This window comes from Prevotella sp. Rep29, assembly GCF_019551475.1.
In the GTDB taxonomy this organism is placed as follows: domain Bacteria; phylum Bacteroidota; class Bacteroidia; order Bacteroidales; family Bacteroidaceae; genus Prevotella.
The window spans coordinates 513,780-527,911 of sequence record NZ_CP047159.1; the positions used below are offsets into that span (position 1 = coordinate 513,780).

Here is a 14,132-nt window from a genome sequence, read left to right on the forward strand (position 1 = left end):
GTTTGTTATTTGTTATATAATGTATGTTACTTCTTTGAACGCATATTCGCGTGTCTCGCCGTGGCGGTCGCGCAAGTGCAGGTGTCCGGTAGGTCTCACACAGACGATTTCAGCATCGAATGCTCCGTCCTTGTCGCTGTAGCGATGGAATCCCGTCCGTCGGTAGAGCGCTTGATGGTAGCGTGTGGAGATGTCGTCGTACTCGCCTCGCTCAACGCAGAGATATTCCTTTTCGAAACCCTCGAGCACCTTTTTGAAGACCTCTTCCACAGGGATTTCCCGACCGAGAATCTGTCGGAGTGAAACAGGGTTGGGCGCATCGCTGAGGAATTGTTCCTGGTTGATGTTGATGCCGATGCCGAAGATGCACGTTTTCAACATGTTGTCGGCAACAGATGTCTCAATGAGCGTCCCGCTGATTTTGCGGTCATTCCAATAAACGTCGTTGGGCCATTTGAGTGTGATGCCGTCCGTGTAGCTGTCGAGCGCACTTTTCAGGGCAAGCGCGCCAGCCATCGACAGGACGAACTGTTGGGCGGGCGCAACCATCGTTGGTCTTATCCGCAGGGAGAAGAGCAGGTTTTTCCCCCGTTCGCTCTCCCACGAGTTGGAGCCTTGTCCCCGTCCGGCAGTCTGATAGTCAGCCGTGACAGCTATAAAATCATCGTCAGCCGGCAACTCTCGCAGGTAGCGATTGGTGGAATCGGTCTCTTCAAGGTGTATGATGTTCCATTCCATGTTTGTCCTCAGAACGCATTTTCTATGTGGTTGACGACCACGTCCGCATCGGAAGTGCCTACGACCGTGACAATATCGAAACGTAAGTCGGCATTGATGCGGAACTGTTTCACGTAAGCATTGGCAGCACTGCGCAGATTGGCTATCTTCTCGCGGTCAACGGCAAGTTCCGGTTCAGTGAAAAGCGTGTTGCTGCGCGTCTTCACTTCCACAAAAATCACTTGCGTGCCATATTCGTCGGTAGCCACGATGTCGATGTCCTTATGTCCGCAGTGCCAGTCACGATGGCGGATGTAAAGTCCTTTGCGCTTCAGATAGCGCACGGCTGTCTCTTCGCCCCATTTGCCCAATTCGTTGTGTGCTGCCATGGTAATCCGCTTATTTTATTGCAAAAATACGGATTTTCTTTCACCCATCCAATAAAAAGTATTTTTTTTGTACGAAAAGAACGGTTAATTGAAAAACTTCGGCGAAGCCAAGGTTACGAAAAATATCCTATATTAATTGCCATTAATTGAAAAAATCAACTATCTTTGCAAACATATATAATATTTTTTTATCAAAAAACTTATGAAAAAGATTGCATTAGTATTTCTTGTTATCTGTTGCTGTTTATCGGCCAATGCTCAAGAAACAGATTCGCTGGAGACTCTGAATATTCCAGTAATCTTGGTCGATGGAGTTGAAGTACAAAGTCTGGACAGCATAAGTCCAGATGATGTTATAGAAATCAAAATCATTAAGGATAAAAAAGCCATGGAATGTTTTTATCCTCGTGTTGGAGGAATAATATATATAACGACCAAGTCGAAGAAGTTTCTTTCCAATATTAAACGAGAGTATAAGCAGAACATAGAAGAAAACAAAAAGAGAAAGAAGGACGGCGTAATTTATATTAGGTAGAGGGTTATTTCTAATTTTATATACTTTGCAGCATGACTGACGAAGAAAGACAAAAGAACGAGCGATACATGCGGCGCGCGCTGGACGAGGCTCAGCAGGCGGCAGCGGAGCAGGAGATACCCATCGGGGCAGTGGTGGTGTGCAAGGGGAGGATTCTCGCCCAGACCCACAACCTGACCGAGACCCTGTGTGACGTGACTGCCCATGCCGAGATGCAAGCCATTACGGCTGCCGCCAACGCTTTGGGCGGAAAATATCTGAATGAGTGCACACTCTATGTCACGGTGGAGCCCTGTCCGATGTGTGCCGGTGCTTTAGGCTGGGCGCAGATAGGGCGTGTGGTCTATGGCGCTGCCGACGAGAAGCGGGGCTATAGCCGTTATGCTCCGCAGGTGCTCCATCCCAAGACCGAAGTCGTCGGTGGCGTGTTGGAAGACGAATGCCGTACGCTCATGCAGGATTTCTTCCGGGAAAAACGATAGAGTAGGGATAAAAACAACGAAGGCGTCTGGATAGATAGGCAAGTCCAGACGCCTTCGTTGTATTGAAACATTAAGCCTTTATAGTACCGGCTGTCCTACGCAGCCCGTCGGCATCTGTATCTTTAGCAGGGCACAAATGGTTGGGGCGATGTCGGAAATCGTCACGTACTTGTTTGTGTGTCCGGGTTCGATGTGCCATCCCGTCAGGATAAACGGCACGTGTGTGTCGTATGAGTTCCAAGCTCCGTGGGTGGTTCCCCGTTGATAGTCGCCACCGTGGTAGCCCGACCGCACGATAATCTGGATATCGCCGCTGCGCTGCGGGTTGTAGCCCATGATGATACGGTCCTTGATGGCTGGCGGAATGTTGGCAGACGGCACGTCCTTGAAAGGTACGGCATAGAGGATGAGCTTGTCCTTGAGCAGTTCGCTGCAGACATCTTCCATGATGTCTTCCTCATCAAGCTTCGCACTCTCAATGAGTTTTTTATTGAGATACAAGCGATTCTCGATGACGTCGAGCACAAGTTTCTCGTGTCCGTACTTGTTCTTCAGGAAGGCATTCAGTTCTTTGCGCTTGGCACTGCCGCTGAAATGTCCGCCCGGCATGCGGTGGTCGTTCATGAATTTGGCGTTGTGTGCTCCGGCATGGTCGGCAGTGAGGAAGAGCAGATAATTGCCTTTCCCGATTTTTGCGTCGAGCGCCTTGAACAGTTTGGCAATCTCCTCGTCGAGCGCGAGATAGACTTCGTCAACCTCCTTTCCGCGCGTGCCATATTTATGACCTACATAATCGGTGGATGAATAACTGATGGCAAGGAAGTCGGTGGCTTTGCCATTTCCCAGATTCTCGCCGTCGAGTGCGGCAATCGCCATGTCGGTCGTGAGCACGACACCCTTCGGACCGTAATACACTTCGGTCTTGGGATCCACTTTGTTCTTCTTGTTGAAGTCCTGCACCCATTTCGGGAGCTCATTCATGTAGAACGTGCTGGTGATGAAGCCTCCCACGCTCTTGTCGAACCAATAGGCACCGTTGGCAGAATGTCCGGCAGGCAGAATGGCTGCACGGTCTTTCAGCGCCACTCCGATGGTCTTCGACTCGAAATCGGTAGCCAGTCGGAGTTGGTCGCACATCGAGGTGACCAGCGAGTTGCGTGGCGACATCTTTCCTGCATCGCTCGTGGTGCCCACCGGCTGCACGGTGCTGTCCTCACAGCAGTAAATCTTCCTGCCGTCGATGTAGAAGTTGTTGCCTGCAATGCCTGTAAAAGCGGGAGAGGAACCGGCATAGACGCTACAGTGTCCGGCAGCCGTCACTGTCGGTACGTAGTTATAGTGCGTGTTGTCGCAGTTATAACCCTCAGTGATGAGCCGTTTCAGACCGTCGTTGCGGAATTTGTCGTAATAGCGGTAGAGATAGTCCCATCGCATCTGGTCAACCACGACACCCACCACCAACTTCGGGCGTTCTAACGAAGACGCCTGACATACGACACTTGCCAGAAGGGCAAGCATAAAAAGTATTTTCTTCATATTGTTTTTGAATTATGTTAGCTAATTACCTGCAAATATAGGCATTATTTTTTGAAAAACGCCTGATAACCATGAAAAAAAAGATGCTATTTTTCCAACGTCCAGCCATTATCGCCATGATAAATCATCTGGCGGGTCATGCCGCCATCGATGCAGATGTTCTCGCCTGTGATGAAGCCAGCCTTGTCGGAACAGAGATAGAGTACCATATTGGCAATATCCATCGGATTGCCCACACGACCAGCCGGCTGCTGAACAGCATCGGAACCTTCATACATGGTGTCGGCAGTATCAATCCAACCAGGCGAGATACTGTTTACACGTACCTTTTCGGCAAGGCTGACGGCAAGGGCATGTGTCAATGCAGCTATGCCACCTTTTGCTGCCGTATAGCTTTCTGTCTGTGGCTGGCTCATGCGGTCGCGTGAAGACGAAATGTTGACGATGGCAGCACCTTCGGCGAAGTGCGGAGCGAAGAGTTTTGTGAGATAGAACGGAGCCGTCACGCCTACACTCAGGGCATATTGGAACTCCTCATAACTGCATTCGTCGATGCCCTTCATCAGCGGCAGAGCATTGTTGATGAGGAAATCGACATGACCATGTTTCTCTATCACTTCTTTCGCAAACCGTTCCAGCATTCCCTTGTCAGCAATATCACCCACGAAATGGTCGCCCTGCTGCTTATCTATTACGCAAACCATAGCTCCCGTCTTCTGGAACTCTTCAGCGATACACCTTCCGATGCCTTGCGCGCCACCTGTTACGACGACCACTTTATCTTTGAAATCCATATTCGTTTCTGTTCGCTAAATTAGAATTTATTGGTCAAGCGGATAGGGGAAAGAATAATGTTCAATTCCAAAAGCGCGAAATTCACCATTGATAAAAGATACTTTCCAAGGATGGTAAGCCTTCAACAGCCGAGTCATTTCTTCGGCAAGTTGCTGATTGTCGCCGGGCTTGAGGACCTTAACTTCACATTCTACAAGATTACCGTGCATATCAACTCGTGCTTGTCGGATATAGAATATGATGCGTTTGACATTGGCGAGTTCGGGATACTTTTCTGTTTTCAAAGGAAATAACTTCCGTATGTCTGTATTGCTCTTGACTTTATCGAATGCGAAACCGTCAACAACATAGTTGTGATAATCTTTTTTTCCAATGACCTTTCCCTCACGGATTGTAAAGATTTGTTCATGTTCATAGTATCGTTCAAAGCCCATGTGCTGATAGTAAATCTTTTTCCCCGTAGCCACACGAATGTCGTCCGTCAGCCAACTGGCCACAATACGCTCTCCTTCGACAAAATTCTTGAATACACGAAGCAATGTGTCGTTTGGAATGCGCTCACCTATAATTTTGCGACTATTTGTATCATAGTGTTCACATCGTATACTGTCGAGGTAGAATACGTCCTCCTCAATGCTCCAATATGAGGTGAAGCCATCCCAGTTGGCTGTAGAAATCTGGCGTTCTGCAGGTAGCACAGCCTTCAAGTGATGGTACAACAAAGAATCTCTGCATACAGGCTTGTCCAACAACGCCCAACGAGTACCATTAATAAAAATAACATCACTGTCTAGACCAGTCGCATAAGCAACAGTCGTTAATAACAGAAATTGAATACATATTAAGATCTTTTTCATAACGCTAAATTCCGATTTATCTTGTACTAATTCTTGTCTGGCTGCTGGCCGTTGTGAGCCTTCCATGCGCACTCGGTAATCTTCATGTCCGAGAAGACTGCCGTGAAGGATGACTCCTCGGGCGAACAGGCATAGATGCCAAAACTGATTTCATCGGCACCGGCATACATGTGGCAGATGCGCATCTGGCTGAACTTCTCGCCATCCGTGGAGCACTCGATGCAATAGTCGTCCTCGCGGCGCGAGAAACGGTACCACATAGTCTTCACATCGGCAGGAATGGCCGTGGTGGCCCAGTCGGAGTAGCCGTTGTTGGTGGCTACGCTACCCAAGTGTTGGAACTCCTCGTTCTCGTATTCCACCGAGCCTTTCAGCCAGTTCTCGCTATCGAGATACATCACGATGCCACATTGGTCAAAGCGATGATGACTCTCGGTAAAGTCGGTCTTCACCACGAAGCTGAAGAATTTCTCGCGCGTCTTCATCTGCAGCACGGGGGCATTGTCGTTCTGGAAGTGATAGTACGTGCGCTGCCAGAGGTCGGTCTTCGGAGCGGTAGTGATGCGGATGGTATCATCCTTGATTTCACACTTCGCAGGCTCCCGCGTCCACTGAAGGCTGTTGAAATCAATATGGCCGCTATCTGCAAGTGCCACCTTTACGTTGTCTACAAAGTCCATAGTCGTTTCCTGTTTGTTCTGCTGTCCGCATGCCGTCAGCATGAGACCGATGCAGAGAAATGAGAATAGTTGCTTTTTCATATTTTGTATTTATTGTTCGCTAAATTGGAATTTATCCAATTGCCCCTTTATGTTTAATGACAGGATAGATTTTTGCAAAAGCCCAAAGTCCAGGATAGGTATGCTCACAATTAAAAACTATACTCTTTGGAATTTTCCAGCAAATCATCAAACTAGGCTTTAGGGACGTTTTTCTTTTACACAAATCTTTTTGCATACGTTCAAAAATCATGGGAATAGAATCCTGAAATTGCAAAAAGAGTTGATTGTCTGGTGCCTTATCTGAATATGAAGTTACAATGTGCAATCCAATTTTAATTACACCCTTTGTATTTTCTTCATAATGCTTAATATCTTTATCCAAACTATGCAATTGTTCATTCATTTTAAGCCATCTCTCAGTAACAACGCCTTCTCTTGTGTTCGGTGTGGTAAAACAATCGTAACTATGTTTTAGCTCTATTACAAAGCTATAGTTCTTATAGAGACACCAATAATCAAGCCGTCCACTTGATTCTTCTAAATTAAAATGTCTGTTATTACATTTTCTTTTTGCTGGTAACTCTGCAAAAACCATTGAATTGCAGAGTTTTGACAGGGCTGGTAATAGAACACTGTCAAGTTGGCGTTCTCGGTAGGTATATGGCAAATCGCAAAATCTTTCATTACTATACTTTGTACAAAGTTTAGCCATATCAAAGAAAAGGTTGTTTACCAAATCTTTTGCAGTTAAGAAAGATTCTCCTTCGTCATTTCCTAAGATTGTTTCTACAAAAGAAAGATTGTGTTTCTTAATAATTTCCATAAATTCCGATTTATCTGTTTATTGCTCTTTGGTGAATTTGTAAACAGCCAATGTCGGCAGAATGACCAATAGCAATAAGCTTATCTCCACCAATGCATACGACCCGAAATAGTCAACCAATGTCTGAAATCCCAAGACTCCATCAACCAGAAAGACTAAAAAAGCAAACCAACAGAGGAAGAATATTGCCGAATGCTTGATTTTTCTTTTCTTTAGTTTCATTTTTTTAGTGTATTGTTTTCAATGGCAAAGTTACAAATAATCCTTGAATTCGCACATAAACGGAGTGGATTTGTTTATAACTTGGATGGGGAGTCCTCTTATAAACGAAAAAAGAGAGCCGTTGAAAAGCTCTCTTTCTAATTGTGTTGTGACCCGTTTGGGGCTCGAACCCAAGACCCCCACATTAAAAGTGTGATGCTCTACCAACTGAGCTAACGAGTCTCCCTTTTTGCGGCTTTCTTTTGGAAAGCGTGTGCAAAGGTACGTTCTTTTTTTGAAACAGCCAAATTTATTGTTCCGTTTTTTTGTTGATAACGGATAATTTGCACGCTTTTGCCGTGTTTTTAATGGGAAAGTTTCTTAAAGGCAATGCGCTTGTGTCACGCTGGTTGTGACGAATCTTCGGTCTCTTCAACGACATCTGTCTCATGTTCCCGTGTGACGTATCGTTGCCAATATGCCATGATGATGGTGGTGAGCGGCAGGGCGATAATCAGTCCGATGAATCCGAGCAGGGCGCCCCAGATAGAGAGGGAGAGGAGCAGGATAGCAGGATTCAGGCTCATTGCCTTTCCCATGATTTTGGGTGTGACGATGAGGTCGATGATGATTTGCACGATGCAGAACACCAATACGGCGGCGCCGAACACTGCCCAGAAGTTCTGTCCTGTGTCGGCGGCTTTCAGCATGGCGAGGAAGGCTGTTGGGATGAGTGCCAGTGTGTGGAGGTATGGCACGAGGTCCATGATGCCGATGAGGATTCCCAGTCCGATAGCCATGGGGAAACCGATGATGGTAAAGCCGATGCAGAAGAGGATACCCATGGTGAGTGCCACGAGTCCTTGTCCGCGGATGTAGTTGTTGAGTTCGCGCTTCACGTCGCCCATGAGTTCATTCCAGAAGGGGCGGTTTTTCTTCGGGAAAATCTTGATCCAGTTCTCGGTGAGGTATTCGTAGTCGAGCAGGATGAAGAACATATATAATAATGTGATTCCCGATGCGATGATGCTCATCACGATGCTGGCTGTCTGCCCGATGAAGGAGAACAGTTTGGGCATCGCCGTCTTCAGCGCTTCGGTGAAGTCGGGGCTCTTGAAGAAGTTTTCAATGGCTTGCTGGTTGTCGTGTATCCATTCTTGTATGAGTTCTGGGAAATTCTTGAACTGCGAGCTCCCGTTCAGATGGCGCAAGATGACCTGCCCGAGCTTGTCGAACTGTTCTATCATTGGCGGGAAAATCAAGTAGAGTACTCCCCCCACGACGGCGATGACGAAGATGAGGGTGACGATGATAGAGAGTATCCGGGTGGGAACATGCAGTTTGTATTGCACGAAATTAACAATCGGGTGGAGCAGATAGGCGAGCAGCCATGCCACGAAGAATGGCAGCAGAACGCTGCTGAGGTAATCCACGAAATAAATCACGCCTCCAATGAGGAGCGCAGTGATGGTCCATCGGATGAATTTGTCGAATGTGATTTTCTGCTCTAACATGGCTGTTTCGGTTTCTGGTTAGGTTTTTGGATGTTCTTCGCTGAGGGCTTTCTGATAGCATTCGCGGCATAGCGGCTCGTACTCGTTGGTTTCGCCGAGCAGCACGCGCTTGTCGTTATCCACCAGTCGATGGCTGACGTATGCCAGGTTGCCGCAACGCACGCAGATGGCATGCACCTTGGTCACTTCGTCGGCGATGGCACAGAGGGCAGGCATCGGTCCGAAGGGCACGCCCTTGAAGTCCATGTCGAGTCCTGCCACGATGACGCGCACGCCACGGTTGGCAAGTTCGTTACACACTTCGGGCAGCCGGTCGTCGAGGAATTGCGCCTCGTCGATACCCACCACGTCGATGTCTGACGAGAGTAGCAGGATGGACGAAGAGGAATCGATTGGTGTCGAGGGAATGGAATGCTGGTCGTGGCTGACCACATCTTCTTCCGAATAGCGCGTGTCGATTGCCGGTTTGAATATCTCTACTTTCTGACGTGCAAATTCTGCCCGTTTCATGCGTCGTATCAGCTCTTCTGTCTTTCCTGAAAACATGGAGCCGCACACCACTTCTATTCTGCCGGGACGGTGTGACTCCCCAGTAAGGTTTACTGTCATAACGCTACAAAAATACAAAGACGTTTTGAATTTTGCAAACGATTGGCTCTTTTTTTCGAAAAACTTTTTTCCTATGTATGGGGTTCGTTGTGCATCATCTGTTTCCATTTCCGGTAGCCGAGAATAGCGATGATGACGTAGAGCCCATAGAGACTGGCTTTGAAGGGGATGTCTTTGTAGAAATAGAGCCCGCAGGTGACCACATCAACGACTATCCAGATGAGCCACTGTTCGAGGTATTTGCGGGCGAGCGCCCAGATGCCCACGATGCTGAGGGCGGTCGTGAAGCTGTCGGCAAGCGGCACGGTCGAGTTCGTTTGTGTGTCGAGCAGCCAGTAGATGGCTCCCCAGATGGCGAGCGTGGCTATTGTCCATGGGAGGACGAGGCTTCGTTTGAAATGCGTGATGGGTGTCTTCTTCGCCGTTCCGCTTTTGCCTCCACCTATCCAGTGGAAGAATCCGTAAACGGTCATGGCGAGGTAGTAGAACTCCATGCCGCAGTCGGCATAGAGCCCCTTCTGGTAGTAGAGCACGATGCCGAGCGACTGCATGGCGAATCCCACTGCCCACAGCCAGACACTTGCCTTGTATTCCAAGAGGATGTAGGCAAGTCCTAACAGGGTTGTGACGATGTCTAACCAGTGGGCAGTGAGGAATTCGTTCATGGCATGTTGGTTTTTATGGGGTTAGAATTTCAGTGTGATGCTGCCCATTGCCGTAAATCCTGCAGCAGGAATGAAGCCTATCTGGTAGTAGCGGTTGTCGTTGGGGTGCCCGTATTCCTCTACGATGGATGAATAGACCCATCCGCTGGTGGCATAGCGACGCGCGAAGATGTTGTTGAAGTCAAGTCCGAGCACCACGCCCTTCACGCCCATTGCCTTGCGCACTTGAGCCGTGTAGCTGAAACTGAGGTTCGTGACCGAGTAGCCGGGCAGTGAGCGGTCTTTGTTCTCGGTGTTGTCGAGGTATTGGCGGCTGACGAAGTTGGTGTGCCAGACGGCTTGGAAACCACGGTAATGGAAGTTGGCGAAGCCGTTGAGGATGGTGCTGGGCGAGAATGCGAGGGTGGAATTGTCGTAATGGATAACGCGCCAGTCGTCATCCCAGTTCACGCTTGCATACTCGTCGAAGTCCTTGACCTTGTTCTGACTGAGGGCGGCATTGCCTTCGAGCGAGAGCCAAGGGGTGACGTTGCAGCCTGCCGACAGCTCGATACCCATGCGATACGACCGCTTGATGTTGGTCGTCAGGTTCTCGCCGATGTCGCTTTGCTGTCCGGTCTGCACGAACTGGTCTTTGTAGTCCATATAATAGAGGTTCACGCCAATGCGCCATTCGCGGTTCGAGTAGCTGTAGCCGGCTTCGTAGTCGAACAGGCGTTCAGCCTTCGGGGCGGGATAGGCTCCGTTATCGGTGAAGTTGTTGCGTTCGGGTTCGCGGTTGCTGATAGCGGCTGAGGCGTATGCCTGGTGCCCGTTCTTGTGGAAACTGATACCTGCTTTCGGGTTGAAGAAGTTGTATTTCTCGTTGATGTCTAACCGCTGGTTGACGTATGTGCCGTCGCCGTTGTCGTAGAACTTGTCGTTGACGCCGTCCGTCTTGTAGCTGACGTGGCGGTATTGTGCGTCGGCAAAGAGGTCCCACTCGTCCGTCAGGTGGTAGAGGGCTTTCAGGAAGGCGTTTCCGTCGAACTTCTTCGCGTCAGAGTCATAGTATTGATAGTCGCCGTTGCCGAGGATGTTTCGGCGCAGGGTCTCGTCTTTCACGTAAGTGATGTAGCCGAAATGGTTGCCGTCGAACTGCTGGACGGAGAGTCCGCCGATGATGTCCCACCGCTTGTTTTTGTAGCTGATGTTCCAGATGGCGCCGTAGGTGTCTTGCGTCAGTCCCTTCTTGCGCACGAAGTCGGTGCGTTTCAGGGTGTTTCCCTGTGCGTCGGTGATGTTGGCAAGTCCGAATTTGCTCAGTTTGTTGTTGTATCTGAACTCGTCGTAGTAGCCATATCCGTGTGTGTAGTGGAGCGATGCCGTTGTTGCCCAGCGCTCGTTGATGTCCCAGGCGAGCGACAGGATGTGGTGGTGCTGCCAGAAGTTGTCCGTCGTCTTTTTCCACAGCGACCCGTCAGCCATTCTGTGCCGCTCGGTATGGTAGCCGTTGTCGTCGAAAATCAGGTGTTCATACAGGCTGTTGTATCGTCCCAGTCCTGCTTTGTAGAGGTCTTTGTAGGTCTTGATGCCTGTCTTTTCGCCGTATGTCCCGTCCATGAGGCTCAGGTCGTCGTTGCCTGCGGTGACACCGTTCCAAGCCTGTCCGGTGCGCTCGAAGTTCCCGATGAGCTTGTAGCGCAGGGCAAACCTGTCGCCCGCGTAGCTCAGTCCGCCGTAGTAGCTTCCCGAGCGTCCCTGTGTGCCGTGTATATAGCCGTCGGTGTTGGTCTCGTGATAGGCACCGTCGAGGATGAGGTGGTTCCAGAGCAGTCCTGTGGAGAATGCTCCGCCCACGCGGTATGTGTTGTAAGAACCGTAGGAAGCCGACACTTCTGCCGACGGTTTGCTGTCGGGTGTCTTCGATGAGAGTGCGATGGTTCCGCCGAATGCGCCGTCGCCGTTGGTGGATGTTCCCACACCGCGCTGTATCTGTACCTTACCCAGCAGCGAGGCGTAGCTGTTCATGTTTGCCCAGAACACGCATTGGTCTTCGGGCGAGTTGAGGGGCACTCCGTCGAGCGTCACGTTGATGCGCGAGCCACCGGCTCCCCTGATGCGCATGTAGGTGGTGCCTGTGCCCACGCCGTTTTCGCTCCATGCCAGGATGCCGGGTGTCTGTGAGAAGAGGAACGGCAGTTCCTTGCCCGTCTTCGCAAACGACTGCAGTTCTGTCTTTTTGATGTTGGCAACGGCGAACGGCGCGTTTTTCTGTGCGTTCACACCCCTCACCACCACCTCTTGCAGGTGCTCCAGGCGGAGTGAGTCGTTGTCGTCAGCTGCGGGCAGCAGATTTCCTGCATGCACCATCGAGGCTACGATGGGAGCAGCTAAGAAAAGAAACGTTTTTTTCATTAATTGTTAGGTTTTAAATACACAAAAAAGGGGAGATTTTCAACACCTGTGAGGTGGTCCGAAAAACTTGATTTGTGTCGCCTTTATCCCTACGCCGGTATTATCCGGATCAGGTCGGAGGGTCTGTTCTCAGCCCGCAGCACGGCGGGCACCCCTTAACTTACGCTTTGTAAGTCGGTGCAAAGATATGAATCTTTCTTGTATTTACCAACAAATTTGCGAATTTTATTTGCCCATCTTCAGCGAAACGGACAAGAAAGCAGTTTTGTATATTTATGCAGGGGATGCGGTTCGGATGGGTGTTTTGTAAACTCCTGTGTTTCAGTGTGTTAAGTATGCGTTTCCAAAAGTTCAACTTTTAGCTTGCAAAAGTTCAACTTTTAGGCGGTGAAAGTTGAACTTTTAGGACGCAAAAGTTCAACTTTTGGAAAGTGAAAGTTCAACTGCATATTTATACGTCCTTTTCTGTATGTTTATACCCACCCCTTCCCCTCCCGAAGGGAGGGATAAAGTCACAATTTCGTTCTCTCTCCATCTTGGGATGGAAGGGGAGCGCCTGACGGAAGTATGCCACTAACTTCATTCCCCTCCCATCTCAGGGGAGGGGCAGGGGTGGGGCGTTAAACAGGGAAAAGGCAAAACAGATATGATTACGAATGCCCAATCAATCGACAGGCAAACAACCGCTAATCATAATTCTTAATTCTTAATTGATGATTCATCACGTCATTCTGAGGGAATCAAAAAACGGGAGCTGATTCGTCTGCGAATCGGCTCCCGTTGTCGTGACAGCTGTCTGCGGGCTGTTGCCGCCCGCCTGCAGCGTTTGTGTCTTATTCTTTTGGCAGCGTGCGGAATCCCTTTCCGAGGATTTCCGAGCTCTCCATGATGTTGACGAACGCTTTCGGGTCGATGCGGTGGAGCGCCAACTTGAGTTTAATCATGTCGGTACGGTCGAGCGTCACGTAGAGCATCTTGCGCTCGTTGCCCTGATAGAGGCCGCTACCGGTGATGCATGTACCGCCACGGTTGAGCTCGTTGATGACATAGTCGCGGATAGGCTCCGGGTCGTCGGTGATGATGAACATGGTCTTGTAGCTCTTCATGCCGTCAACCACAAGGTCGATGACCTTACCCTCGATGAAGATGACGATGACGGAGTAGATAGGCAGGCGGATATCGCCGAACGCCACGAGCGTGCTCAGGGTGATGATACCATCGACAATCATGACCAGCGTGCCGAGCGAAATCTTCGTGTACTTGTGCAGAATCATCGAGATAATGTCCGAACCACCGCTCGTTGCACCCGAACGGAAGATGAGTCCGATGGCAAGACCGTAGATGAGTCCGGCGAGCACGGTATTCAAGAAGTAGTCGGGCTGGAACCATCCGCCGTCATGGGGTATCTGCACCATGGATGTTCCTTCTCCGGCAGTCGTGGCAATCGCGCCGTCGTGAATGACGGGGTTGTAGCCCCACCAGCTCTCCAGTACGAAGGTGAAAGCGAAGATGAGAATCGTCGAGATAATCGTCTTCACACCGAATTTCGGACCGAGAATCCACGTGCCGACGATGAGCAGCGGAATATCCATACAGATGGCATAGAGCGAAATCTTCCAGGGCCAAAGCGTGTTGAACACGTTACTCAGACCGTAGGTTCCACCCGGAGCCATCAAGTAGGGATTGACAAACATCACGTCGCCCACGGCGAAGAGAATACTACCTACAATCAGCAGGATGTATGCCACAAGTTCCTGCTTGAATTTCATGTTGTTGTTCATGGATGAATCTTATTATTTGTTATTGTTTGATTAAAATTTCTTATTATTTATTTGAAATCGGCGTGCAAAGGTAATAAGATTATTATAAACCACCATAAAAAACAAGAAA

At 49.4% G+C, this 14,132-nt stretch carries 15 protein-coding genes, 1 tRNA gene and 1 riboswitch; of the genes, 2 read left to right on the plus strand and 14 right to left on the minus strand.

Annotated features, from left to right (window positions below):
• Nucleotides 1-12: 12 nt before the first annotated feature.
• Together GRF55_RS02145 and GRF55_RS02150 are read right to left on the minus strand one after the other, a co-directional pair.
• The gene (locus tag GRF55_RS02145; RefSeq protein WP_220368924.1) at nt 13-738 is read right to left on the minus strand and encodes a biotin--[acetyl-CoA-carboxylase] ligase; all 726 of its coding nucleotides are present in this window, start codon (nt 736-738) and stop codon (nt 13-15) included.
• 8 nt (nt 739-746) lie between these two features.
• The gene (locus GRF55_RS02150; RefSeq protein ID WP_220368925.1) at nt 747-1,106 is read right to left on the minus strand and encodes a YraN family protein; all 360 of its coding nucleotides are present in this window, start codon (nt 1,104-1,106) and stop codon (nt 747-749) included.
• A gap of 202 nt (nt 1,107-1,308) precedes the next feature.
• Here GRF55_RS02150 and GRF55_RS02155 point away from each other — a divergent pair, with 202 nt between their 5' ends.
• Both GRF55_RS02155 and GRF55_RS02160 read left to right on the plus strand, forming a co-directional pair.
• Nucleotides 1,309-1,641 (plus strand): hypothetical protein, encoded by a 333-nt coding sequence (locus tag GRF55_RS02155; protein WP_220368926.1) that lies wholly within the window; start codon nt 1,309-1,311, stop codon nt 1,639-1,641.
• 32 nt (nt 1,642-1,673) lie between these two features.
• The gene (locus GRF55_RS02160; RefSeq protein ID WP_220368927.1) at nt 1,674-2,123 is read left to right on the plus strand and encodes a nucleoside deaminase; all 450 of its coding nucleotides are present in this window, start codon (nt 1,674-1,676) and stop codon (nt 2,121-2,123) included.
• A gap of 78 nt (nt 2,124-2,201) precedes the next feature.
• On the opposite strand, the gene GRF55_RS02165 is transcribed toward GRF55_RS02160, so the two are convergent.
• The 12 genes from GRF55_RS02165 to GRF55_RS02220 all read right to left on the minus strand — a co-directional run bounded on the left by GRF55_RS02165 (nt 2,202) and on the right by GRF55_RS02220 (nt 14,011).
• On the minus strand, nt 2,202-3,659 hold the full coding sequence (locus tag GRF55_RS02165; RefSeq protein ID WP_220368928.1) for an alkaline phosphatase family protein: 1,458 nt from the start codon (nt 3,657-3,659) through the stop codon (nt 2,202-2,204).
• Nucleotides 3,660-3,745: 86 nt separating this feature from the next.
• Entirely contained in the window at nt 3,746-4,453 is a 708-nt protein-coding gene (locus tag GRF55_RS02170) for an SDR family oxidoreductase (RefSeq protein ID WP_220368929.1), read from the minus strand.
• 27 nt (nt 4,454-4,480) lie between these two features.
• Nucleotides 4,481-5,311 (minus strand): hypothetical protein, encoded by an 831-nt coding sequence (locus tag GRF55_RS02175; protein WP_220368930.1) that lies wholly within the window; start codon nt 5,309-5,311, stop codon nt 4,481-4,483.
• Between the two features lie 26 nt (nt 5,312-5,337).
• Entirely contained in the window at nt 5,338-6,072 is a 735-nt protein-coding gene (locus GRF55_RS02180; protein ID WP_255563817.1) for a DUF1349 domain-containing protein, read from the minus strand.
• A gap of 31 nt (nt 6,073-6,103) precedes the next feature.
• Nucleotides 6,104-6,856 (minus strand): hypothetical protein, encoded by a 753-nt coding sequence (locus tag GRF55_RS02185; RefSeq protein WP_220368931.1) that lies wholly within the window; start codon nt 6,854-6,856, stop codon nt 6,104-6,106.
• Between the two features lie 18 nt (nt 6,857-6,874).
• Entirely contained in the window at nt 6,875-7,078 is a 204-nt protein-coding gene (locus tag GRF55_RS02190; protein ID WP_220368932.1) for a hypothetical protein, read from the minus strand.
• Nucleotides 7,079-7,227: 149 nt separating this feature from the next.
• Nucleotides 7,228-7,300 (minus strand) — tRNA-Lys (locus tag GRF55_RS02195).
• Between the two features lie 158 nt (nt 7,301-7,458).
• The gene (locus GRF55_RS02200; RefSeq protein ID WP_220368933.1) at nt 7,459-8,571 is read right to left on the minus strand and encodes an AI-2E family transporter; all 1,113 of its coding nucleotides are present in this window, start codon (nt 8,569-8,571) and stop codon (nt 7,459-7,461) included.
• An 18-nt stretch (nt 8,572-8,589) separates the two neighbouring features.
• Nucleotides 8,590-9,180 (minus strand): thymidine kinase, encoded by a 591-nt coding sequence (locus GRF55_RS02205; protein ID WP_220368934.1) that lies wholly within the window; start codon nt 9,178-9,180, stop codon nt 8,590-8,592.
• Between the two features lie 71 nt (nt 9,181-9,251).
• On the minus strand, nt 9,252-9,845 hold the full coding sequence (pnuC, locus tag GRF55_RS02210) for a nicotinamide riboside transporter PnuC (protein ID WP_220368935.1): 594 nt from the start codon (nt 9,843-9,845) through the stop codon (nt 9,252-9,254).
• A gap of 21 nt (nt 9,846-9,866) precedes the next feature.
• Nucleotides 9,867-12,242, minus strand: coding sequence for a TonB-dependent receptor (locus tag GRF55_RS02215; RefSeq protein WP_220368936.1), 2,376 nt, complete (start codon nt 12,240-12,242; stop codon nt 9,867-9,869).
• A 69-nt stretch (nt 12,243-12,311) separates the two neighbouring features.
• Nucleotides 12,312-12,408: riboswitch (TPP riboswitch) on the minus strand.
• 667 nt (nt 12,409-13,075) lie between these two features.
• Nucleotides 13,076-14,011 carry a YitT family protein gene (locus GRF55_RS02220; RefSeq protein WP_255563818.1) on the minus strand — a complete coding sequence of 312 codons (936 nt, stop codon included), beginning with the start codon at nt 14,009-14,011 and terminating at the stop codon, nt 13,076-13,078.
• Nucleotides 14,012-14,132: the final 121 nt, after the last annotated feature.